Source organism: Bdellovibrio sp. HCB2-146 (genome assembly GCF_047345725.1).
Lineage (GTDB): Bacteria > Bdellovibrionota > Bdellovibrionia > Bdellovibrionales > Bdellovibrionaceae > Bdellovibrio.
This window is the reverse complement of sequence record NZ_JBLEQP010000001.1, coordinates 91,819-114,661: the sequence shown is the minus strand read 5'-3', so window position 1 is coordinate 114,661 and position 22,843 is coordinate 91,819. Positions and strand designations below refer to the sequence as shown.

General features: G+C 45.2%; 21 protein-coding genes. 8 read left to right on the top strand and 13 right to left on the bottom strand.

The features are described 5' to 3' along the window. On the top strand, positions 1-123 hold the full coding sequence (locus ACLWOR_RS00520) for a hypothetical protein (RefSeq protein ID WP_413938700.1): 123 nt from the start codon (positions 1-3) through the stop codon (positions 121-123). Between the two features lie 53 nt (positions 124-176). Here ACLWOR_RS00520 and ACLWOR_RS00515 read toward each other — a convergent pair whose 3' ends face one another. From ACLWOR_RS00515 to ACLWOR_RS00490, 6 genes are all read right to left on the bottom strand, one after another. After that, complete coding sequence (locus ACLWOR_RS00515) at positions 177-1,196, bottom strand: lipoate--protein ligase (protein WP_413938699.1); 1,020 nt, start codon at positions 1,194-1,196, stop codon at positions 177-179. A 112-nt stretch (positions 1,197-1,308) separates the two neighbouring features. Beyond that, on the bottom strand, positions 1,309-2,208 hold the full coding sequence (gene prpB / locus ACLWOR_RS00510) for a methylisocitrate lyase (RefSeq protein WP_413938698.1): 900 nt from the start codon (positions 2,206-2,208) through the stop codon (positions 1,309-1,311). Between the two features lie 18 nt (positions 2,209-2,226). Beyond that, positions 2,227-2,607: a VOC family protein gene (locus tag ACLWOR_RS00505; RefSeq protein ID WP_413938697.1), complete on the bottom strand. Its 381-nt coding sequence runs from the start codon at positions 2,605-2,607 to the stop codon at positions 2,227-2,229. Positions 2,608-2,896: 289 nt separating this feature from the next. Next, positions 2,897-4,405, bottom strand: coding sequence for an MmgE/PrpD family protein (locus tag ACLWOR_RS00500; protein WP_413938696.1), 1,509 nt, complete (start codon positions 4,403-4,405; stop codon positions 2,897-2,899). A 119-nt stretch (positions 4,406-4,524) separates the two neighbouring features. Then, positions 4,525-5,052, bottom strand: coding sequence for a DOMON-like domain-containing protein (locus ACLWOR_RS00495; protein ID WP_413938695.1), 528 nt, complete (start codon positions 5,050-5,052; stop codon positions 4,525-4,527). Beyond that, positions 5,049-5,798 carry an acyl-[acyl-carrier-protein] thioesterase gene (locus ACLWOR_RS00490; protein ID WP_413938694.1) on the bottom strand — a complete coding sequence of 250 codons (750 nt, stop codon included), beginning with the start codon at positions 5,796-5,798 and terminating at the stop codon, positions 5,049-5,051. The genes ACLWOR_RS00495 and ACLWOR_RS00490 overlap by 4 nt, the downstream gene beginning before the upstream one ends. A gap of 240 nt (positions 5,799-6,038) precedes the next feature. On the opposite strand from ACLWOR_RS00490, the gene ACLWOR_RS00485 reads away from it, so the two are divergent. Then, positions 6,039-6,317: a helix-turn-helix domain-containing protein gene (locus ACLWOR_RS00485; protein ID WP_413938693.1), complete on the top strand. Its 279-nt coding sequence runs from the start codon at positions 6,039-6,041 to the stop codon at positions 6,315-6,317. Between the two features lie 103 nt (positions 6,318-6,420). Continuing rightward, on the top strand, positions 6,421-7,095 hold the full coding sequence (locus ACLWOR_RS00480) for a hypothetical protein (RefSeq protein WP_413938692.1): 675 nt from the start codon (positions 6,421-6,423) through the stop codon (positions 7,093-7,095). Here the strand turns inward: ACLWOR_RS00480 and bamA are convergent. The 5 genes from bamA to ACLWOR_RS00455 all read right to left on the bottom strand — a co-directional run bounded on the left by bamA (position 7,075) and on the right by ACLWOR_RS00455 (position 16,431). Then, positions 7,075-9,813 (bottom strand): outer membrane protein assembly factor BamA, encoded by a 2,739-nt coding sequence (gene bamA / locus ACLWOR_RS00475; protein ID WP_413938691.1) that lies wholly within the window; start codon positions 9,811-9,813, stop codon positions 7,075-7,077. The two genes, ACLWOR_RS00480 and bamA, sit on opposite strands and share 21 nt — an antisense overlap. Positions 9,814-9,857: 44 nt before the next feature. Beyond that, entirely contained in the window at positions 9,858-13,829 is a 3,972-nt protein-coding gene (locus ACLWOR_RS00470) for a translocation/assembly module TamB domain-containing protein (protein WP_413938690.1), read from the bottom strand. Then, entirely contained in the window at positions 13,826-14,875 is a 1,050-nt protein-coding gene (locus ACLWOR_RS00465) for a hypothetical protein (protein ID WP_413938689.1), read from the bottom strand. Before ACLWOR_RS00465 ends, ACLWOR_RS00470 begins: the two co-directional genes overlap by 4 nt. Positions 14,876-14,985: 110 nt before the next feature. Further along, the gene (efp, locus tag ACLWOR_RS00460; protein ID WP_413938688.1) at positions 14,986-15,552 is read right to left on the bottom strand and encodes an elongation factor P; all 567 of its coding nucleotides are present in this window, start codon (positions 15,550-15,552) and stop codon (positions 14,986-14,988) included. A 60-nt stretch (positions 15,553-15,612) separates the two neighbouring features. Further along, positions 15,613-16,431 carry a tetratricopeptide repeat protein gene (locus tag ACLWOR_RS00455; protein ID WP_413938687.1) on the bottom strand — a complete coding sequence of 273 codons (819 nt, stop codon included), beginning with the start codon at positions 16,429-16,431 and terminating at the stop codon, positions 15,613-15,615. Positions 16,432-16,530: 99 nt separating this feature from the next. Between ACLWOR_RS00455 and ruvC the strand changes: the two genes are divergently transcribed. From ruvC to lpxC, 5 genes are read left to right on the top strand one after another with little or no spacing between them, the layout of a single operon-like run. Next, a complete protein-coding gene (ruvC, locus tag ACLWOR_RS00450; RefSeq protein ID WP_413938686.1) occupies positions 16,531-17,037 on the top strand; it encodes a crossover junction endodeoxyribonuclease RuvC in 507 nt (168 codons plus the stop codon). Continuing rightward, a complete protein-coding gene (ruvA, locus tag ACLWOR_RS00445) occupies positions 17,034-17,612 on the top strand; it encodes a Holliday junction branch migration protein RuvA (protein WP_413938685.1) in 579 nt (192 codons plus the stop codon). Before ruvC ends, ruvA begins: the two co-directional genes overlap by 4 nt. Then, positions 17,612-18,604 carry a Holliday junction branch migration DNA helicase RuvB gene (gene ruvB / locus ACLWOR_RS00440; RefSeq protein ID WP_413938684.1) on the top strand — a complete coding sequence of 331 codons (993 nt, stop codon included), beginning with the start codon at positions 17,612-17,614 and terminating at the stop codon, positions 18,602-18,604. The genes ruvA and ruvB overlap by 1 nt, the downstream gene beginning before the upstream one ends. Positions 18,605-18,608: 4 nt before the next feature. Further along, positions 18,609-19,610, top strand: a complete 1,002-nt coding sequence (locus tag ACLWOR_RS00435; protein WP_413938683.1) for an asparaginase — start codon at positions 18,609-18,611, stop codon at positions 19,608-19,610. 21 nt (positions 19,611-19,631) lie between these two features. Next, positions 19,632-20,543 (top strand): UDP-3-O-acyl-N-acetylglucosamine deacetylase, encoded by a 912-nt coding sequence (gene lpxC, locus ACLWOR_RS00430; protein ID WP_413938682.1) that lies wholly within the window; start codon positions 19,632-19,634, stop codon positions 20,541-20,543. A 40-nt stretch (positions 20,544-20,583) separates the two neighbouring features. Here the strand turns inward: lpxC and ACLWOR_RS00425 are convergent, their stop codons facing one another. After that, complete coding sequence (locus ACLWOR_RS00425) at positions 20,584-20,979, bottom strand: hypothetical protein (RefSeq protein WP_413938681.1); 396 nt, start codon at positions 20,977-20,979, stop codon at positions 20,584-20,586. Between the two features lie 166 nt (positions 20,980-21,145). After that, entirely contained in the window at positions 21,146-22,828 is a 1,683-nt protein-coding gene (locus ACLWOR_RS00420; RefSeq protein ID WP_413938680.1) for a hypothetical protein, read from the bottom strand. Positions 22,829-22,843: the final 15 nt, after the last annotated feature.

The window sequence follows — 22,843 nt, the reverse complement described above, 5'->3', positions numbered from 1 at the left end:
ATGGGCAAGGCCGACGGATTGAATCTTGAAATGCCGTTGTATTCGATTTCAGGCGGACATTTTCTGAATCTCAGGATCGAGTATTGGATTTTGGAATGTGGATGGTCCGGTGAAGGAGCCTAAGACCCCTTTATTTTCGAATCCACACGCGGTTTTCGAACCGCTCGGATGTTTTATTATATTTCGATATTTTTGATAAGCCAGTGACCCAGCTCACTCAGTCCATCGTGGATCGATGGATGGCGGGACTGAAGTTCCGTCATTAAGGGCGCCACTGAAGAACTGCGGTAAGGCTTTAAACGTAAACCCTCGGTAAGTTCATCAATCAGTTGCGGATACAAGCAGTCGGTAAAGATTTTAAGGTCTTTGATCAAGCCATCTTCGACTTGGAATTGGAAATCAAAAAAGCCCAGCGACAAATAATCGTCCATCTTGTGATTGAATTCCAAAGTACTACCGTACAACCACTCCCAAGAACTCAACTGATCGTATTGCGCTTTCAATTCCGGAATCTGTTGAAGGCTGGCCATCGTCAAAGACTCCACATCAGCACTGCCATGATAGAACTTTTCAAATGCATCTACCATTGTTTCGACGATTTGATCGTGACGAAGAGTTGGCGCGACTTCCGTCAAATTCGCAACACGCGCACGAACAGACTCTTTGCCTTTTGCCTGAAGCTTTTTAGGGTTGGGAGTGAGGTAATTTCCAAGACGAGTTAAATCCGTATGCAATAACAAAGTGCCATGATGAAAAGCGCGATCTTTTTTCTCGCGATAGGCACTGCCGCTAAATTTGCGAGGCCCATCGTGATAGGGAATCAACAAGTCATTGCGCCCTGAAGCTTCGCCTTTGATCCCGAACTTTTCTAGAGCGTTAAAAATCACCTGAACATTGTTATCGCGCTTATAAGATTCTTTCGGAGACAAGAACGTAAAATTAGTATTTCCAAGATCATGAAATACAGCTCCGCCACCAGTCGTGCGGCGAGCAAGATGAACATTATCGGCCTTCATTTGCGCAAGATTGCACTCTGACCAAGGATTTTGGTTTCGTCCAATCACGACAGTCTCTTCATTTCGCCACAAAAACAAAACCTGTTGAGAAGGATCCAGATTATGAAAAATCCATTCCTCAGTGGCCAAGTTCAAGTGGGGATTAAAGCTGTCAGAAAGAAAAACCTTTAACTTTTGCATAGGAATTAAAGCGTCCCCGAAAATCACGCCAGCTTTATGGCTGGCGTTTTAAAATTCAAAAATCAAAACGAAAAGAACCTGGTACCTTTTCGACACGAAAGGAAGCAGGTACCTATTTCAATGTGAAGTTGAAAATGCTTGTGTCGAATGAGTTGTACTCATCGTAACGAGTCAATGCGTAAAGGTCTTTACGAGTTTGCATTTTTTCAAGCAAACCTTCTTGAGTTCCTTTGGCTTTGATCTCTGCCAAGCCGTTGACAGTCGCACCCATCGCAAGACGGAATGTTGTCACTGGATAGATCACAATATTATATCCCAAATTTGAAAGCTCTTCGTAAGTGTAAAGGCGACCTTTACCGAACTCTGTCATGTTCGCAAGCAACGGAACGCTGACAGCTTTACGGAAGGTTTCGAATTCTTTTTCATTCTCAAGAGCTTCAGTAAAGATACAATCTGCACCCGCATCGATGTAAGCTTTGGCGCGATCAATCGCTTTATCCAAGCCTTCAACAGCACGAGCATCTGTACGCGCGATCAAAAGAAAATTTTCATCCAATTTTTTGCCACGAGCCGCAGCAGCCACTTTGCGAGTCGCTTCATCGCGGCCCACAAGGCCTTTGCCATCCAAGTGACCACAACGTTTCGGATTGATTTGATCTTCAATATGGCAACCCGCAAGTCCCATCTCGATCATCTCTTGAACCGTACGAGTCGCACTCATCGGCTCACCAAAACCTGTATCAATATCAATAATAGTAGGAAGAGAAGTGGTGCGAGCGATTTGACGACCACGCATTCCAACTTCAGTCAAAGACGTTAAACCAATATCAGGATATCCAAGGTCATTCGAAAGAACTGACCCAGAAATATAAACCCCATCAAAACCTTGCTTTTCAATCGCCATTGAAACAAGCGGCGACCAAGAACCCGGAAACTGCAAAAGCTTTCCAGTTTTTAAAGCATCACGAAAATTTTTACGTTTTTGAGCAGGCGTAATTTCAGGAAACAACATAAGAACTTCTTTCTAAGCCTAACCGTGCGCAGGCTTCATCAATTTCAAAACATTTCCATCAAGATCTTCAAACACAAGCATGTGACCCCAATGCTGATTGGTCTCACCCAAGATCTTAGCACCAAGTGACTCCAAATGCTTGCGATCCTCAGCAATATTATCAGAAGCAAAAGTGAGAGTCCCCCCACAAGCCTGACCATGAGAATCCCGAGGAGTAGAGGGAACTTTCTCTCCTTCAGTCCAATGCAACCCTAAAAGAGAAACACCATTTAACGATAACGAAGTCCAAAACCCACCAGCCTCATGCTCAACCTTCATCCCAAACGCCTTAGTATAAAAACCAACAGCTCGGTCCATATTTTCAACGTTGTAGTAGAAATCTTGAATACCTTTGATCATAAAAAATGCTCCTAAATTGAAATCAATCAAACACACTATTCGAGGTTTTTGAGGGCGCGCTATTTTCATGCAGATGAAAGCGGTGACGTCAAAACCAATAGCGAGGCGAGAACAAATAATACAGAAAAAGGCCTCTTATAGAACCGATGAGCCGGCGGAGAGGTATGGGTGAAGTCTTGGAGAGACCTCCGCGGGGGCTGGATGCCCCTCGCCGCAGGCGAAGCGGTGAGGCAGGATGCCGTGTCTCGTAAAGACTTCACCCATACCTCTCCGCTGGCGGACCTTCGTACTAGAAGATCCCCTTGTTATCACGTTTATTGTTAACAAGTTTGTCGATAGGAATCTGAACGTTCAACTGTTGAACTTCTTCAGCAGTCAAAGTTTCAAGACGCTCACAAAGACCGATGAAACGATCACGTTCTGCTTTCGTGATAATCCCTTCAGTCAATGTATCAAACTTACGAACGTAATCAGCACGTTTGAACGGACGAGCACCCGCTGGATGCGCATCAGCTACGCCCAACTCATCAACGATTTTAGAACCATCTTTCATCGTGATTTCTACGCGGCCACCGAAACGTTTTTTATCTGGATCTGTCTCGTGGTACCAAGCCGTCCATTGTTTGTCTTCAACAGTCGAAATTTTGTGCCACAAAGCCACAGTGTCAGCACGTTTCGCACGCTCTGGAGCGTAGGAATTAACGTGGTGCCAAGTGCCGTCTTGAAGAGCCACAGCGAAAATGTACATGATCGAGTGATCAAGAGTTTCGCGTGATGCATTTGGATCCATTTTTTGTGGATCGTTCGCGCCCGTACCGATCACGTAGTGAGTGTGGTGAGACGTGTGGATCACGATATCTTTGATATCGTCGAAGTTTTTGATCATTGGCTTCATTTTGCGAGCCAAGTCGATCAAAGCTTGAGATTGGTACTCAGCAGAGTGTTCTTTCGTGTACGTCTCAAGGATCGCGCGTTTTTCTTCGCCAACTTCTGGAAGTGGAACTTCGTATTTACCGTCTTTACCATCAAGCATGTAAGCGATAACAGAGTCTTCACCTTCGTAGATCGGAGATGGAGCGCCTTCGCCACGCATAACACGGTCAACAGCTTCTACAGCCAATTTACCAGCGTGTGCAGGAGCGTAAGCTTTCCAAGAAGAGATTTCACCTTTACGAGATTGACGAGTCGTGAATGACACGTGAACCGCTTGTTGAACCGCTTGGAAAATAGTTTCAGTCGGAAGAGCCAACAAAGTTCCGATACCAGCGGCTTGAGCCGGGCACAAGTGAGCAATATGGTCTTTTTTGTGTTTGTGAAGGCAGATAGCTTTCACAAGGTCGACGTGAACTTCATAACCAGTCACGATACCTTTCAAAAGTTCTTTACCGTTTTTACCCATTTGTTGAGCAACGGCCAAGATCGCAGGAATGTTGTCACCAGGGTGAGAGTAGTCAGCAGCCAAGTAAGTGTCATGGAAATCCAATTCACGAACTGCAGTGCCGTTCGCCCATGCCGCCCACTCACAGTCAAATTTTTGATCGTTCGGCATACCGAAAACAGTCGCACCACCGTTACGAGGATGTGCAATGGCCATCGCACGAGCAGAAGCTACGGGACGACGATTTGCTGCTGCAATCGCAACAGAGGCATTGTCGATGATACGGTTGATAACCATGTCAACAACGTCAGCTTTGATTGGAGCATTGTCAGATGCGATTTCTGCGATCTTCCAAGCCAATTGATCTTTACGATCTAATTTTTCTTTTGATGGATAAACACGTACCGTGTGCTTTTTCATGAACTCTCCTTAAGAGCGAAAAACAGCATGCGCTTAGAACAGCGCGTTGCTTGATGTTTTTAAAACATCCCAAGCTAACGTGCCCCCTAAAAAGGGTCAAGCGTGTTGCTGTGCGCGTCTCAGAGAGGAGCGATAAAGGCGCCTTTGTCATGGAAGTCAGGCTGGGGGCGGGGATGCTTCAAAGCCCAATAGCTGTGAGTCCCATCTTGAAACTGCAAAATTGTCGTTAACGAAGCCCATTTTTTGCCACGCAAAGAAGCACCTTCAATGCGAACGCGGAAAAGAACTTCTTCTTCGCTTCCTTCGCGGTGAATCAGACGAACTTTCAAGTCCTCCGAAGCCTTCATTCCTTGACGATAGCTGCTAAATTCATAAGCATTCCAGTCACCGTTGGGAGCGCAGTTCATTTCTATATATGGAGTAGAGGCTGCTGAATCGGTTGAGAAAAAGGCCTCGAGGCACGTGGCTTTCCAAAGTTCATCGCGGCGGCTTTCCACAAAAGATTGAACTGGGAATATCAGCTGATGAAGAGGCCCGCTGACTTTATATTCTATCAACAAGGATTCCAGTGTTTCCGTATAAACTTCTGCTTCCACTTTAAAGAGGTCGGACAAAGGTGTGTTGGCAAATGGAATCAAAGTCTTCATACTTTCTTTTCCCATGAAAGAGCTGCGGTGAAAAGGACTCTGTCGTCAGAAACCCTCATGCCGCGATAAATCGTTTGGCCTTTTTCGGAGTCAATCGTAGCACTCGCCGTGTTACGTTCAACTCGGACCTCATCTCCTAAATGAGTCTCTGCCAAGAAATTGACGGAGTAGGTTTTCAAAATCAAATTTCTATGCAAATCAATAGGTATGGCGTCCAAAATCCATTGCGCATATTTGGTGTTGTTCACGTGTTGATTGATATCCAAGTCAGAATTGCGCACGCGGTATTTTGCGAGCTTCTCGAAAACACCTTCAGCGGGAACTTTTTCATTTACCAGCCCGGTTGTTTCAGGGGAGGTGATATCCTCCCAGGGACGCAGTTTTAAAATGGGAATTATTTTTTTACTGGTGCGATCTAAAGCAATCCATGAAGTGGAGCAGCCGCCAAGCATTTGACCGTCTTTATCGCGGAGTAAAAACTCACGCGTCATGAAAGCCCCTTCAGGAGGGCGAAGCCAGGTAGTAATGCTTATTTTTTCACCATGTTTCGGCCATTGTTGCATGTTTAAAACTTGCCGAGTTACGACCCAATAATAATTTTCTTTTTCCATGGCCGCCATCCCGAAACCCATGGCTTCGGCGTGACCCCAGGCTGTTTCCTGAATGAGGTTGAGAGTGCCGAAGAGTCCCAATTTCCCTTGAGAATTTACGAGTAAGCTCGTGATTTGGAATTCTTGAGTCCACATTGTGATGGCTCCTCTTATTTTGTAATAAACCCGGGAACTACCACCGGGTCTCATTGCAAGAAAATGCAAAAAAACAGGAAGTAATTTACGGATTCTCCTGTATACTGTCTTTGTTTATCGAGCACGTCGTAGAGACCTGTCAAAAGGGAACTCAGAAAAAAGCACGGTGAACTAAAAAGCAAATACTTGTCGTTTGTATTATGTTGTGGTTATGCTAAATATTCATTAGGTGGAATGCGTATGAAGCAAAAAAATATGTTAGCTGATTTTTTGAAGGCAAAACGTGTAGCAGCTGGTCTTTCTCAGAGAGACGTGGCTGATAAATTGGGTTACTCAACTCCTCAGTTCATCTCGAACTGGGAACGTGGAGTGTCTCATCCTCCAATTAATGCTCTTAAAAAATTGGGCGAGCTTTATAAAGTTTCGGCTGAAGATTTGTTTGAAGTGACTTTGAATGCAACTATTCAAGAAGTTACTCAAGACTTGCGCCGTAAATTTGCGAGCAGCAAAGCTAGATAGTTTCTGGGTACATTGAAGTGCTTCCAGGTTCGGAAGCACTTTTCTTTGCAATCTTTGTAAACAAAACACGATTTAATTTCGGATTTTTTAGAGGGGTTTGGACGTGTCTCAACTGACGAACCGATTTCGGGCCTTAAGCGAAAATCTCTGTCAACTTCTCGAGCAAGAGGGGTTGGTGGTGCGCCCCTATCACCTCGCCAGTCTTCCGTTTTTCCAAGCTCTCACTCCAGAAGAACAACTTCCAGCTATTGAATACCTCGAACGCTATTACAATCTTTGCCTGCACACGAAAAAGCAAAGAGGGGATTTGCGTGAGGGCCGAGTGCTTATTGAAGAGGCACTTGATTACTTTAAACTGGAAGTTGATCCCGCGGTTTTTGATTTGATCGGGCCGCGCAACGTCTTTGAATTTTACTCGCCGAATCAAACTCAGTACTTCCGAACCATTAATTTTTTCAAATACACCAGCTACACCATCGAGGATATTTATTCGCGCAGTTGGTTTCATCTTTACGAACGCGATGAAAAGATCACGTCTCGAATTCTGGAATTAGCCCTTCAGGTTTTAGAAGGGAAAACTTCAAGCTTCTTGGTGCCAGAGATTCCCGAGCACATGCTGACAGAAAGAGCGTCATTGGAAAAACTTAAAGTGCCGGTTCAAATTATTTGCCTAGCGCCCCTGAAGCGCGATGGAAAGACTGTCGGTATTTTATGTGTCGTGCGCAGCGGGGGACTGGATATTGAAAGACAAGAAGAACTAGAAAGTTCCGATAGCTAAATGGAAGCGCCAAGGCTCTTCGCCTTCTTTACGATCTAACTTCCACGCAAACTCCAGACTGAGCGGGCCCACAGGAGTGTTATAGCGAACCGCAAATCCTGTTGAGTCACGATAGGGGTCCGTTAAATCCAAACCTTGAATCAAAACCGAACCGCCATCATAGAACAGAGCTCCACCCAAACTTCCGTAAACAGGGAAGCGAACTTCTGATTTAATTAAGAACATTGTCGATTCAGTTGTGAGGATATACTTGTCCGTACCAAGGTCATCTCTATTCGGGAAAACTTCCTGAGTTCCAGCTTCGTAACCACGAACTGTTGAGCGACCACCCAGAGTGAAACCTTTTTTATCCCAAGGGACACCGCCATTAGGCTCTTTGCTAAGATTTTGCAAATAACCACCACGCAATTGGTTCGCCCAAACCACCGGCTGTTTCAACCAATCGGTCACGTGTTGGTAGTGAGTAAAGCTAGCTGTCGCTCTCCAGTATTCGATGGTTTCCGTACTTCCGAGGAAGGGGGCTGAGTATTCCGCATTCAAACGCGTGAAGTTCCCGGCGGTCGGGTTAAATGGATTATCGCGGAAATCGAAATCCACTGTTGGACCCGTGGTCGCGATATTCTGTTCCGTTGTTGGATACGGATAAGAATCGTTGGCACCAAAGTCTTTATACGTCGCCAACGACCAAACATCCCAAACTCCCAGGATATGAGACGTAAAATCTTGCTCCAGAGAGTAAGTTGTCGAATTCACTTCCGTCACCTGAGCCAAGTCATAGTCAGTGATGGTTTGGGCACGAGTGATATTAATACGACCGCGTACGCGGCTATTAAAGATATAAGGTTCAAGATATCCCAAGACAATACGATGTTCCGGGTATTTTAAATCCGCGATATTATAGTTACCTTCAAGGCGTAACGAAACTCCACGGCCTGTGCCCCAAAGATTGCGATAAGCGACACCGGCATAACCACGCAATGTCAAAGTTCGTTCATTCGTCGCACCGGCACCCAAGGTGAAAAGACCTGGATCACGTTCGCTGACTTTCACAATAATCGTACGATTGGAAACATTGGTTTTTTCTTCCAAAGTTTTTACTTCAACCGAACTAAAAAAGCCTGTGCGTTGCAAGCGCGCGATGGATTCATCAATTTTTGCCGGAGTGACAAGATCCCCTTCAGAAAACTCCAGCTCTTTTAGGATCACTCGGTCGCGAGTGAAGCTATTGCCATCTAAAATAATTGAAGCCACGCGAACTTGGGGCCCTTCGAAAATTTTAAAGACTAATTTCGCCTGGGTATTGCTGTCATCGTATTGAACAAGGTCCTCACGCTCATTCAGCAACATCATCTCGATATATCCGCGCTCTTTATAGAAATCTTTAAGAGCCGATACGGCAGTTTCGATTTGATTCAAGCGCAAAGCCCCGACGGAAAGGCGGGTGACTTTTAAGAGTTCCTCAGTTGGGAATGCGTTATTGCCTTCAAAAGTAATAGACTCAATCTGAGTAAGAGGTCCTTCGTCTAAATTTAAATAAAAGGTGACAGCGTCTTTGGCTTTATTGAACTGCGTGCGCGTCGATAAGACTTTTGCTTGCAGATAACCGTTGTTTTGCAGCTCCAAAGTCAAATTGCGAACGCCTGTTTCCAGATCATCTTTGTTAAAGAAACCCTTTGAGACAGTTGTCGAACTATGCTCTTTGATAAAATCAATATAGTAGGATTCTTTTTTACTAAAGCGGCCGGAGATATTGATCTTGTCGATTTTAACCCGAGGGCCTTCGTTAATTTTAAAACGAATTTCTCGTTCAAATTGTTTTCCGGTGGTCAGCTCTTCGTGTTCGATCTCCGCTCGGGAATAACCATCTGACAAGTAAAGAGCTTTGATTTTTTGCGCGAGCTCAGATCCCACCTGCGGACTGCCAGCGGTGTAGTTATCCAGATCTAACGCATCTTCAATCTTCGAGCGCTTCATCAGAGTCGCGCCTTCAAAGTTAAAGATATAGCGATCGACTTTGTCGATACGATAGGTGAGTTGCACTGCCGATTCGTCGTTGTTGAACTCAAGAGTCGGACCTAAAACATCGGCGCGCACATAGCGTTTCTCATTGAGGTACTGCTTTAAGCGCTGCAATAGGTCCGACATTTCTTTATCTGTATAAGGGTCCCGTACAAAACCTTTTACTTCTTTACGAAGTGCTTTGTTTAATTCCGCATTTGGGCTTTGAATCACGATATCGTGGATCAGCGTCTGCTTATTTTCTGTGACTTTTAAAACGATATCGACAAATCCCGGTTCCTGGCCTGGGGGCATTTCAATATCAATCACAGCATTCAGATAACCTTTTTCGCGATAGGCCTGGCGCAGGCGCTCGCCATTTTCGATTAAATCTTGCTGATCAAAAGAGTCGCCCGAACGAACACTAAAAAAAGAGTCCATTTCAAAGCGCGACATATTTCGTGCGCCTTCAATTTTAATATCACCAATCGTGCGAGTCAGATCGAATTCAAGTTTGTAGTAAGGGCTGCTATCTTCTAAAACAAATACGCGCATGTACTGCGGGCGCTGTTGTAAAAAGCGGATCACGTTGTCGACTTGATCCAGAGATAGCTTTTCTTTTTCAACATTCGGGAAACGTTGAATCAGTTCTTTTTTCACCTCTGGAGAAAGATTGGAAAGATCCAATGCCTTTTTCGCCCAAACTATGTTTGGAGACATAAAAGCTAGAAAGATGAAACAAGGGAGCAAGAAACGCATCACACTCATTTAAACTCTCTTTTGAACTCTAGGTCCAGACCGAAAATGCTTTGGTACTCAGATTGAGTATTTGTTTGATTGTTTTCCGATTCGGTATCACGTGATTCGTAAGAACCAATCGCATTGAGATTGTTGTTCAATTGATATTCTAACTTCACGTCGTAAGAGTTCGAGTCACCAACCGGGCGGCTGCCGGAAACTTTCATTTTTTCCGTGAGGCGGCGGCTCAGTGTTACTTTCGGCACACTGATATTGCGGGTTGAGTCGTACTGTGATGAAACTTGCAAATTAAGACCCAACGTTTTTTCAAGCTCACGATTCAAAGGTTTTGCTAAAACAGCCCCACCAATTTCAGCACCGGTTTGTTCAGCCTGATTGCGGGATTGAACGTTTTGATCCATATTCGTTCCCGTCATACCAAGGGCAATAAGGGAAATAATATCCTGCTCGCTCAGTGGCGGAACGCTCGTCAAACGAATCGTCGGATTTTTTGAAGCCCCTTGCGCCAAAATCATGACGTCATATTCGTTGATGCGAGATGTGGCGCTCAAATAAAGGTCCGGATTGATTTCGTTTGGATCTTTAAAATCAATCACACCACTTTGGATATCAAAAATTTTATCCTTAAAGATCAGCTTCGAGTTCTTCTCAGTTGTAATACGTCCAAAAAGTAAGGGATTATCTGGTGGGCCTTTTACTTGCAGATTTCCAGTTACCGATCCGTCGATCATTGAGTTTTTGACTACAATGCCACGATTTAAAATAATTTGCAGATCCAAAACAACCGGAACAAACGCACTTTGGCGAAGGACCTTAGGCAAGTAACGGCTTTGACGAATGCTTGCTCCGAGTCCGCCACCATCTTCAGTAAATTCTTTTTCAACTTGTGCAGCATTGACTTGGTAAGTTCCAGATAAAACGAATGGGAACCATTTTCCAGAGAACAACAATTCGGCGCTGCCACTGGTACGGATTTTATCTGGAACATTCAGAGTCACGTTATCCAAATGCAGACGAATAGATGTCGGAATATCACGCACGCCATTTAAAGAAACTCCACCTTCACCGTTAAGAGTTCCACCTGCTAAATTTCCGCGCAAAGAATTCACTAAAATACGACTTTGTGAAAAGACCACTTCACTTGAGATTTTCTCAATTGGATGCGGGAAGCCTTTGATGCGTAGGAATACATTATTGAGCGATGTGGACCCTAAGATTTGTGGTTTTGTGATCGACCCTGAAAGGGTGGCAGATAAACGCAAAGGTCCGCCTAAGTCTTCAAGGAATGGGAAGAACACTTGGAGCAAACGCAAGTCCACTTGCGAATTACATGTCAGGTTCAAGCGTTCTGCTGAGAAGTTTTCACCTGTGACAGTCAAATAACTGTTAGGTCCTTGCAGATTAAAGTTCTTAATCGTCATCAAACCGTCATTGGCGACTAAATCCATGGCCTGAGAGTTTCGGAAGCTTAGGTTTCCACGTTTAAGGAAGAATGTATCAATGTGAACTTTACCAGACACTTTAGAGAAGTGCCCTGATTCAGAGCGAAGATCCATTTGTGAAGTCAGAAGGGATTCGTACTCGCTGATCAGATTTGTTCCGCCGACCAAAGCCAGGAGAGCTGCGTAGTTCCAAGCATTGGTATTGATCTTGATAACAAGAGGAACCGTGCCGTTCGTAAAGGGAATCTGGAATTGTCCCTGAACTTTATCGCCAAACAAACGAAGATCGCCGCCAAAACTTTGTCCGTTTACTTTCAACACAAAGTTAGAGTTTGGAATATCTTGATCTTCAAGATAAGTGTCAGAAATAGAGCCCTTGATTGTGAGAAGCGGAGTTTTAGGCGTCCCACGAAGTTCCGCCGAGAAGTTCACATTGCCAGACATGTTGGAAGTGAAAGAACTCACAACATCGGATTCTTCAAGTTTCCACTTTTGACCGTCAGCAAATAAATTAAATTCTTGAGATGAGCTGATGCCACCTGTGACTTTAACCGTCGAAGGGCCTTTTTGCAGAACAATTTTGTCAGCTTTGATATTTCCATTTGTGGCACTTGCGTTGAACGTCAAAGTCTCAAAATTTTCAGGTCCAATCGAAACGCCTTTGAAAGCCGATTCGATATTGTAATTCATTTTCCAGAAGTTCAAAGGTCCTTGAACGTGAGCGCGCGCCGCTCCTTTACCTTGAAGTGCCATCGGGAAGTGATAAAGGCGATCTAAAACATTTGCTACATCAGGAAGCTCTGTAGAAGGGGAGCTAAAGTCGCCTTTGAGCTGATTGTGATTCAAATCAACATCAAGATCGCCAAGGTACTGAGTTTTGCCAATGGAACCTGCGATATCTTCAAAGAGCAAATGTCCACTGCGATATTTGAGAACGGCAATCAGATTCCCCAGTTTGAAATCTTCGAAGATAAAATCGCGCGCATTGACGTTCATATCAAAAGTCGCAGCGTTCGAATCGCCCTTGGTAAAACCCTCAATACTTGTGGAGCCTTCCATTTTGAGATTCGCTAAGTTTTTAACATTCTTCCAATCAAGACGCTTGGTCTTAAAATTAATATTAAAACCTTTGGCAAAATCAATCACGCCATCTGTTGTGCCGACATTGTCCTTCACATTCAACTGCGCTTTATAAGAAACATTGTGCATGTTGATGTTCACGCTGCCTGAGGCGCTCAATGAATCAACATTCACGATAGCAAGATCTTGGGGTTCGCTGCCGGACTTCACCCACAGATCTTTTCCTTCTAACGTAACATTATCACACTGAACCGAGAATTCGGGGCGCACACGACCCGAACAAGGAATTTCACCTTTTAAGCCAACACCTACTGGAATTGAGCCCAGATCCAACGAGACAAAAAGTTTTTGCAGATCAAGTTCTTCCACTTTGATTTTGGATTTGAACGAGAAATCGTGACCGAGTTCAATTTCAGCTCCCGTGAGATGCGCTTCCCCGGCAGGATGCTGAAGTTTAATTTCAGACAGACGAACAACGCGATTATGGAATTCACCTTGAATGCGCGCATCGCCAAGTTCGATTTTCTCAAGCATTAAAGCTTTTGTTGTGATATCCGCTTTGCCGCGAATATCTTTAAGGCCGTTAAAGCGAACTTCCGTTTCTGTTTCAACACTTCCAGAGATGGGTGGAATTTTCCAGTCGGGTCTGTTCTTTTTAATTTCTTCGTAGACCTCACTCAGATTTGCTTTTGCTGAAAAACTTAAAACACCTGATGGCTTCATGAAAATTTCAGCAACGCGAGTGAATTCCCCACGGCCTAAGAGTTCTGATTCGTTTAAGTGCACACCCAACTGAATCACGCGCAGAGATTGGCGAGTCAGATATAGGTGAGTGTCAAAGGACCCCTCAAAGTTACGCCAGTCTTTAAGCTGCGCTTGCAATTTGGGAATGGCTGCTTTTGCAGTAAGGTTCTTTCCCATGTTCGTCAGTAGCAGACCTGCTTCGGATGTTGTGACGTTGAGGCCGTATTTTTTAGATTCAACATGCAAAAGAACGTTTTGCAAAAGCACTCGCTGCAAAGGCAGCTCTTCTAAGATAGAAAAGAGCTGATCAATTGGAAGTTCTTTCGGAGGAGTGTCGTCCTCAAGAAATGGATCGATATTTAAATGCACGGCCGGTGTATCAACAACGACTGCCGACAGATGGGCACGGCCAACGAGAATTTTAATAAAATCTAAATATGCTGTTGCGCTGGCAATGCGCATCTCAGGAAGAGCTTTTGCTAGATCACCCTTGGCTGTGATCGTGATGTTCTCAAGCGAAACCGCCGGACGCAAAAGTTTAATACTCATGCCCTCTGCATGAATCATCACCGGCAAATTTTGACTGGAGTAGCTTTCGATTTTTGCTAACGCCCATTTTTTGAAATGAGGTGCAATAAACAACGATGAAAATGCATAAATCAAAAAGACGACAGCAAATGGAGTGAAGAGAATCCAAAAGACGCGTTTCACTGCTGACTCCACATGCTCAAAAGAGCACTTGCAGCGCGATAGTGAGGGCGCGATTGCAAAAGGCCTTCCATCACTTCAACAGCAGAATGTTTTTGTCCCAAGCCCCAATAGGCCTGCGCACGAATATAAGCCGTGGCAAAGAATGTTTCTGGTTCGTGGGCAAATTCCATTTCTACATGAGTCAGCTCGTGAAGAACCGCAACAAAGTGGCGAGCTTTTAGTAAAACTTCAAGGCGCAACCAAAGAAGCGCTGGCGATTCCTCGCAGTGACCTAAAATTTCCAAACAAGTTTCATACTGATCCAGCATGTAAGCCACAATTGCAAAATCAAAAGCCATACTTGGATCCGCCGCCGCATGTTCAAGCAAACTCTCATTCAATGCCAAAACAGCTTGTTCAATTTCGGGATCTGTCGATGTAAAATCTTCGTCGGAAAGTGCTTTTACTTTTGGAGAACGTCGCGACAAAACTTCCAGGGCATAACGTTGTTCATGCTCGTGTTGCTCGCGTTGAATTTCGTGATCACCGGGATAAAGTCGGATGAGCTTTTGCAAAAGAGATTTTTCTTGCTCATACAGCTGCTGAGTTCTCAGAGTCACAAGCTGTTCAAACAAGCGCTTGCGATTTTCTTTGTAACCTTTTTGGATTTTATATTTACGATCCCGACGCCATTCTTTAAGGAGAGGCTCTTTTGTATCAAAAGCCGTCGTGCGAGAAGCTTCTTCTTCCGCGTTCTGCTCTTGAATACCTTCAATCAAAGATTTGATAATTTTATTATCCAGAGGTTCAGTTGTTTGCGAAACCGCGTCTAAGAAAAAAGGCCAAGGAGTCGGGAAGGATTCGTTATCGAGATGGCGCAAAACGAAGTCGACAAGTTTGCGGTACAAACCCGTGCGATTTAAAAAGCGAGCAAGTGCAGTGATGTTATCCGGAGAAAAATTGTCTGGAGAAGATTCGACCGATGAAATTAATTTGTCGGCGGCTTGCTCAAGATCTTCTTGAGCACTGAGTAAACTCTGAATTTCCAGCTCAACGAAAGTGGACAAAAAAAAGCCTCCGGAACCATCTCGATCGTACCATGCGATCGTTATTTTTATAGCATATATTTTGCGATAAAAATGAGTGGTTGCGGAGACTTAATATGAGGCGTTATCTCTTATTTTTGAGATACGCGCTCAACGTACTCACCAGATGAAGTGTCGATACGAAGAACGTCGCCTTCACTGATATGAAGAGGTACACCAACGACCAAGCCAGTTTCCATAGTTGCTGGTTTAGTTGCGCCAGTAACACGGTCACCTTTGATACCTGGATCTGTTTGCGCCACTGTCAAATTCACAGCTTTTGGCACGTCACAAGCAACAGCTTTTTCGTTGTAGAACAAAATCACAACTTTCAAGCCTTCAGTTAGATAGTATTTTGATTCGCCCAAGTCGTCTTCAGACATTGCGATTTGCTCGTAAGTCTCTTGCGACATGAAGTTGTAACCAGAGTCGTCTTTGTAAAGATAAGACATCTCTTTATTTTCAACGTTAGGGATTTCGAATTTTTCACCAGATTTGAAAGTCGATTCCAAATTTTGACCAGTGAGCATGTTGCGCATTTTTGTGCGCGTGAACTGATTTCCTTTACCAGGTTTTACGTGTTGGAAATCGACGATCACGTAAGGCTTGCCCTCAACCATGATCTTAAGACCTTTTTTAAAATCCGATGTTTCGTACATTGATATACCTCTTTAAAAGCTAATTCGAGGGATCAATATCTGCGATTTTGGGTCAGGACGTCAACCTTGGGCTCGATAGTCTTCGATTTTGCGAAGCATCATATTCAAAACCTCAAGCTTCTTCTCCTTAATCAGGCGCTCGCGGGGTTGAATCGGACTAATAGGTTGGGCTTCTTCGCCGTCATGGAAGCGGACTTGCAGGGATTGCATGCGGCGCTGAATTTCCGGGCTTTCCCCAAATTCAATACGCGTGTCCTTAAGAAGGGCGTGGGCTTTTTCTAAGTCATTGCGGACAATAAAAGCATCAATCAACGAGAGCATGCGCTCCAAAGCGCGGCTTGGTGAAGCAGGAATAACAGGTGCAATGCGCGTCGATTCTTCAATAAATTGCTCTGGAACAGGAGGATTGTTCAAGTGAACATCCGGGAGTTTGGCCATCGCAAAAACTTCTTCGTCATATTCATCTGCGGTCAAAGATTCGAGTTTCTGAACCGCTTTTTGCGCACTTTTCGATTGAGGATTTAAGAATAAAACCATTTTAAATGATTTCAGAGCTTCCTTGGGATTTTTCTGTGTCAGGTGGATTTCGGCCATCAATTGATGCGCCAAAATATTTTCCGGGGCGAGTTGTGAGGCTTTCTTTAAGATATCGAGAGCTTTTTCTGGTTGCTGGGTGTCGCGCAGAATGCGTGCGTACGTCACGAGTCCACTCACAAATTGCGGGTGGCGTTGAACGCCAGAAGTCACAGTTTTCAAGGCTTCCGGGAGCATTCCCATCTCACGATATGCTTCCGCTAGAGGGGCAAAGACCTGTGATTGAGGATCTTTGGCTAAGATCGCTTGGTACTTTTCAATAGAACTCGCATCAATTTTAGGCATTTTTTCGCATCCCTCATTTGGAATTCTAAAGCAGAGTCATTGACTAAGCAATATCTTCAGAATGAAATAGGGCGGACACAAGATTTTTTTAGGTGAAAAATGTCCTTAACAATTTTGGGGGTCGACCCCGGTTCTCGCATCACCGGCTTTGGCGTGGTGAGAGTTGAGAATGGCAAAATCGAACATATTAATCACGGCGTTATCTTGCTTGATACCGATGCGGGTTTCCCGCAACGTATGACAGAGCTTGGTTCTGCGTTTCGCGAAGTTGTCGCGAAATACAAACCTCATCACGTCGTGATCGAAAAAATCTTTCTCGGAAAAAATGCCGATAGTGCCTTTAAGTTGGGACATGCCCGTGGCGTGATCATGTATGAATCCGGTTTGGGTGGGGCGCTTGTTGAAGAATACGCAACTCGTGTTGTGAAAAAAGGAATCACCGGAAACGGTGGTTCAACCAAAGAAGACGTACAAGTTGTTCTCAAAATGATGTTGAACTTAAAAGCCATCTCTCGCATCGATGCTTCGGATGCGCTGGCGATGGCCTGTTTCCATGCCTTTGAATTAAAAAAGAAAGCCTTGATACAAAAAGCGGTGAGTCTATGATTGGTTATTTACGCGGTAAAATTATTGAAGTTCTAAGTGATTCAGCTCTGATTGATGTTCATGGCGTGGGTTATGAAATTCTGGCTTCGGCAAACACTTTGGGTGATTTGCAAGTTCTTCTTGGGAAAGACATCATCGTGTGGATTCACACACATGTTCGTGAAGATGCTCTGCAACTTTTCGGCTTTCACGATAAGGAAGAAAAAAATATGTTTCTGTCTTTGCTGAAAGTAAATGGCGTTGGGCCGAAAATGGCTTTGAGTATTTTGAGTGGTGGTCGTCCGCATGAAATTCATGCGTTGATCGAAGCCGGCAATGCCAAAGGTTTGTCAGCACTTCCTAAAGTGGGCAAGAAAACTGCGGAACAAATTATTCTGACTCTTAAAGGTAAACTGGTTTCCGCCGACGACGGAAAAGTAGTGAAGTCAGAATCACACACTCAAATTACGTCGGCGCTTTTAAACTTGGGTTATAAGTCTCAACTGGTAGATCAATTCGTTTCGGGATTGCCAACAACAACGACTTTGGAAGAAGGCGTTCGTAAAGGTTTGCAAGCCTTGTCTGGGGGCGCCTAGTGAGTCGCATTTTAGAAGGTGATCCCGTAGAAGGTGAAAAGAGTTGGGAAAATGAACTTCGTCCCCAGCGCTTTGAAGACTATTCAGGACAAGACGCCGTTAAAGAAAAACTAAGAGTCTTTGTTGCAGCTGCAAAGCTTCGTGGTGAACCGCTTGATCACGTTTTGCTAGCAGGTCCTCCGGGACTTGGTAAAACGACGTTGGCAAAAATTTTGGCCAACGACATGGGGGCTGATCTGAAAATGACTTCAGCTCCAGCGATCGACAAAAAAGGCGACCTCGCTGCGATTTTGACGTCGTTAAAGCCAAACTCGGTTCTTTTTATTGATGAGATTCATCGTCTCAGTCGCCATGTTGAAGAGTATCTCTATACAGCGATGGAAGACTATTACATCGATATCGTCACCGGCGAGGGCTTGGGGGCGCGTTCGATGAAATTCCAATTAGCACCATTTACGTTAGTAGGAGCAACTACGCGTGCGGGATTGCTCAATCCTCCATTCCGGGATCGTTTTGGAATTGTGGAACGCTTGCAGTTTTACGATCGAAAATCACTGCAAACGATTGCAATGCGTTCGGCGGAAATTCTCAAAGTGAAAATGGATGAAGCGGGGGCGGAAGAAGTCGCCCGTCGTTGCCGAGGAACACCTCGTGTTGCCAATCGCCTTCTGAAACGCGTGCGGGACTATGCTCAAGTCAAGGGCAACGGGATGATAGACAAGGAAATTGCGATCTATGCTTTAAATCAACTAGGGGTGGATCAATTTGGACTAGACTTAATGGACCGTCGTATTTTGAGCCTCATCCAAGAAAAGTATAACGGTGGCCCGGTTGGCATTGATACAATAGCTGCTGCCCTTAGTGAAGAACGTGATACGTTGGAAGAGGTTTACGAACCATTCCTTATACAGGAGGGCTTTATTCAAAAAACTCAGCGTGGTCGTGTGATCACGGAGTTTGCGAAAAACAATGTACTCATGACGGAGAAGTAAAGCTATGGCGGCAAGGCAGCCCCTAATTGTCGAAGTAACAAGAGGTCCGGTAGTTGAAAGTCTTCATCAAGTGATGGCGGTCGTTACCAACGAATTGGGCTCGGTTACGAATTGGTGGGGAAACCCGCAGTTTCTTACACTCCCTCGCAGTGCCATTAAAATGCTTCAAGCTCTTCCTTTATTGGAGTCAGGAGCCGCTGAAAAATATGGCCTTGATGATAAAATGATCGCCTTGGCCTGCTCTTCTCATCACGGTGAAAAAGATCATCTCGCAGTCTTAGCAAAATGGATGGAAGTTATTCATTCCACAGAAACAGCCTTCGTCTGTGGACCGCATCTACCTTATGATCAAACGGCTGCGCACGACATGATCCGTCGGGGACATAAGCCGACACCTCTCTGTAATAACTGCTCTGGAAAACATTTGGGAATTATTTCTACGTGTCTGCATTTGGGCGAATCCCCAGCGGGATACGACAAGTACGAACACAACGCTCAGAAGCGCTTGCGTAAAGCGCTGACGGAAACGATGAAGTTTGACCATGCAAAAACAGCCTATGGGACTGATGGTTGCGGCATTCCCACTTATGCCGTTCCACTACAAGCGATCGCGACGGGTATGTCGGCCTTGATCAATCCCAAAGAAACCGGCGTGCGAAAATCCGCCGCTGAACACGTATTGCGTGCGGTAAAGGCCTATCCATTCTATGTGGCGGGGAGTGACGATTTCACCACAAGTGTGATCGAAAAGTCACAGGGCCGGGCTATTATCAAGGGTGGAGCCGAAGGTGTTTTTGCTGGCGTATTGCCAGAGAAGAAACTCGCCTTTGCTGTGAAGACGGCCGATGGTGCAGGTCGTGCAGCTCAAGTCGCAACAGCTGCACTCTTGCTGCAATTAGGCGGTCTCACCGAAGCGGAATTCAAATCACTTTCTAAATTCACCATGCCTTCTGTCACAAACTGGAAGGGCGACGTAGTTGGGCAGTTGCGGATTGCGAAGGCCTAGAACATAGAGTAATCTGACTCTATGTTCTTGCAAAAAACGATTCGCAAAAAAACTGTCGTTACGGGTATCGGCATTCACTCCGGTGATCCATGTACATTAACTTTCCGACCTGCTCCACCGGACACAGGCGTTTACTTTATTCGAAGTGATTTGCCAGGAAAGCCTTCTCTGAAGGTTTCCGCGAAGAACGTGCAAGCGACGTCTCATGCAACAACAGTAGGCGGAGCGGCGTTCAGTGTGGCGACTATTGAGCACTGTTTATCTGCGCTTTCGGCACTTCGTATTGATAATTTATTTATTGAATTGGATGGACCTGAGATCCCTATTGGTGATGGAAGCGCACGCGATTTTTTGCGTGCTTTGATGGCCGTCGGTTTGGTCGAGCAGGATCAACCTCGTAAATATTGTTATATCACAGAGCCGATTTATTTCTCGGAAGGTGAAAAGCATGCTTACGTCGTTCCTTATCACGGACTGCGTTTGACTGTGACGATTGATTTTCCTCATCCCAAGATCGGGAAACAAAATATCGACATCGATATCAATGAACAGTCATTTGGTCGTGATATCGCCGAGGCCCGCACTTTTGGTTTTATGAAAGACGTGCAGGCACTTCAAGCCCGTGGCCTTGCCAAGGGTGGAAGTCTTGATAATGCCATCGTACTGGATGCAGAAAGCATCCTGAATCCCGAAGGAGTGCGGTGGGAGGATGAATTCGTTCGTCATAAAGCTCTGGATGCATTAGGTGATTTGGTGACTCTGGAAATGCCTTTGATGGGTCATGTGGTGCTTTACAAAGCCGGCCACGACGTGATGAATAAGCTGGTTAAGAAAATCTGGGAATCTCCAAATTCGTATCGTCATGTGGAATTGGGAGCTGATATTTCAGAAGAAGTGAAGCGTTATGCGGGGTGGAGTCTGGAGCAGCTATAGAAAAATGCCGACCCGAGAGTCGGCATTTTTTTTGGTGGTACTATTGAGCTTTAAAGTCAACAGTGCACTGAAGATTCAAGAGGTCCTGAGCAAGGCCGTTCACCACAAGTGTGGAGGATCCAGCCTCATCGATATCCAACTCAGCAGAACCCGTGGCGTTCGCCAATTTAACAGTTAAACCAGCAAGGTCTCCCTCAGTTTCAATCTCTACAGAGCTCAGTTTGAAGATTTCAAGGTTGTTTTGCTTATGGCTGTCTTGGAATATCACGCCAACGACCACACTGCCTTTAGAACTCGTACTCGAGATACGTTTTGAGGCTTTTTGTTCGACAATCGTAGAGCAGCGGATCGCCTCGACTTGGTTTGTAATATCTGTTTTCGCGAAAGAAACAGAGCTGAGTAGCGACAATCCAATAACCAAAGAAACTGATTTCATAAAATCTCTCCTTTTATGTTGTTTCCTATGGTCTTTGCGAGGCTCGTGCCGCCCTGGATATGAAATATATTCGATTTAGTGTAATCGGGCCTGTCGGGGACCCGATACTCATTCCCAAAAGCGACACCGTTGACCCCTCTTGATCCGCGAGGGGCCTCCGGGTGGATTACATCTGTGAACGAAGGTAGGTCACGATGTCGGTGTCTGGCGCTTGCTCAATACCGGCACTTGGAAGCGGGCCTGTCAGCTCCGACAACGAGAAATCCATACGGGCGTCGTATTTACGTTCCCATTGGTTGCGCAGCCATTTTTCTTGGTTGTACCAAGCCGTTTTGTTGGCATCATCCGTACAAGAAGCAAGTTCTTCTTGAGTGCGAGCGCCCCAGCGGCGTTCGATACAGTGATACGGGTCAAAGCTCATCGCCCACAGACGTTGGCGACCGGCTTCAAGATTCATCAAGACTTTTTTGCCGTTCGTAGTCGTGTAAGAGAATTGGCAAGCCTGTGCTTTCTGAGCGTAAATCGCGTAAAGATCTTTTGCCAAGTTGCCGCCAGCGTATTTGATAACTTTGCTATTCGCACGCCATGCATCGATGTTCTTTTGAGTTTGCGCCAAAAGATCCATGAATGAAACTTTCAAACGGGCATCACGTGAAGGTGTTGAGAAGTTTTCCCATTCCCCACTTGTGCCATAAATATTGTATGGCAAACGCTCGGGGTGAGGTTTTAAATGCAAACCCGCAGTTCGCGCGCCGTCAACGGCCGCAACACGGTCTTGCAAGCTTACGCAAATATCATCGATCAGTGTTGCCATGTCAGCAAGTGGATCGATATGTTGTTCGCCGATCGTCAGAGCCATACGAACATAGTCATAGTAGCCCACTTTTTGACCTTGAACGGCGAACGTTCCTTTTTTCCAATTTCCAGCAGGATCTGGATTGGTTCCGAAGAATTGCTCAAGACCGTAGTCTTTAAGTTCCGAGTTTTTCGCTGCTTGATAATAGCCACCTGTGTAGTTTCCAGAAGAATCAACGCTTGCACCAACAAGGCGCAACGGACGGAAGCGTTTAAAGCCCGCACCTTGTGCTGGATTTGAACGAACGAACTTCGGAGTGTAAAGACCCATCGTCAAAGTATTATCAGGATGCGCGTCGATATAGAAAACACGTCCGTCGTCAGTCACTTTATAGATGATCGCCACATGGCCATTCGGATCATAGATGACAGTACCAGGGCGGACTCCTGAACGGTTGAGTTTGACGGGGTAGAAGTCAGAGTAGAGGGTGTCACTGTCAATATCACCCAAGATACGGAAGTTTGCAGAGTAAGTAAGACCAGGAACGCGTCTATTTAAAACTTCAACTGCATCTGGATACGTGTTTTTCACAAAGCCTTTTTTAATGATGACATCGTAGCGCTCTTTAACAGAGTTACCGCGAGGAGAATAGCGGATGTCTCGTGGGGCTTCGAATAAACCTGTGATGCTGTCAATGACAGTCGCCGTTTCGTCAGGATTGGCTTCCATGGCTCTGATCACAGAGAACGGCAATTGATTTTTCCATGCGAAGTAAGCGCGAAGGTAATAAGGAAGATCGGCACAGTCAGAATAATAATTAATTCCAGCAGGATCCGAGTTGATGTAAGGATTTGCCGTCGACTTAAGGCACGTATCAACCGTGTTACATTTACGTTGCTCAACAGCATCGCCGATACGAGATACGAATTCGCCGAAGCTATTCTCGTGTGACTCTGTCCATTGGGGCTGAGTAATTTTCCACGGAGCACTCTGTGCCAAAGCAGTTCCAGAACTCAATACTGTCGCCAGTAAAAGCATTGAAAGCTTGTTCATTGCAATTCTCCTCCA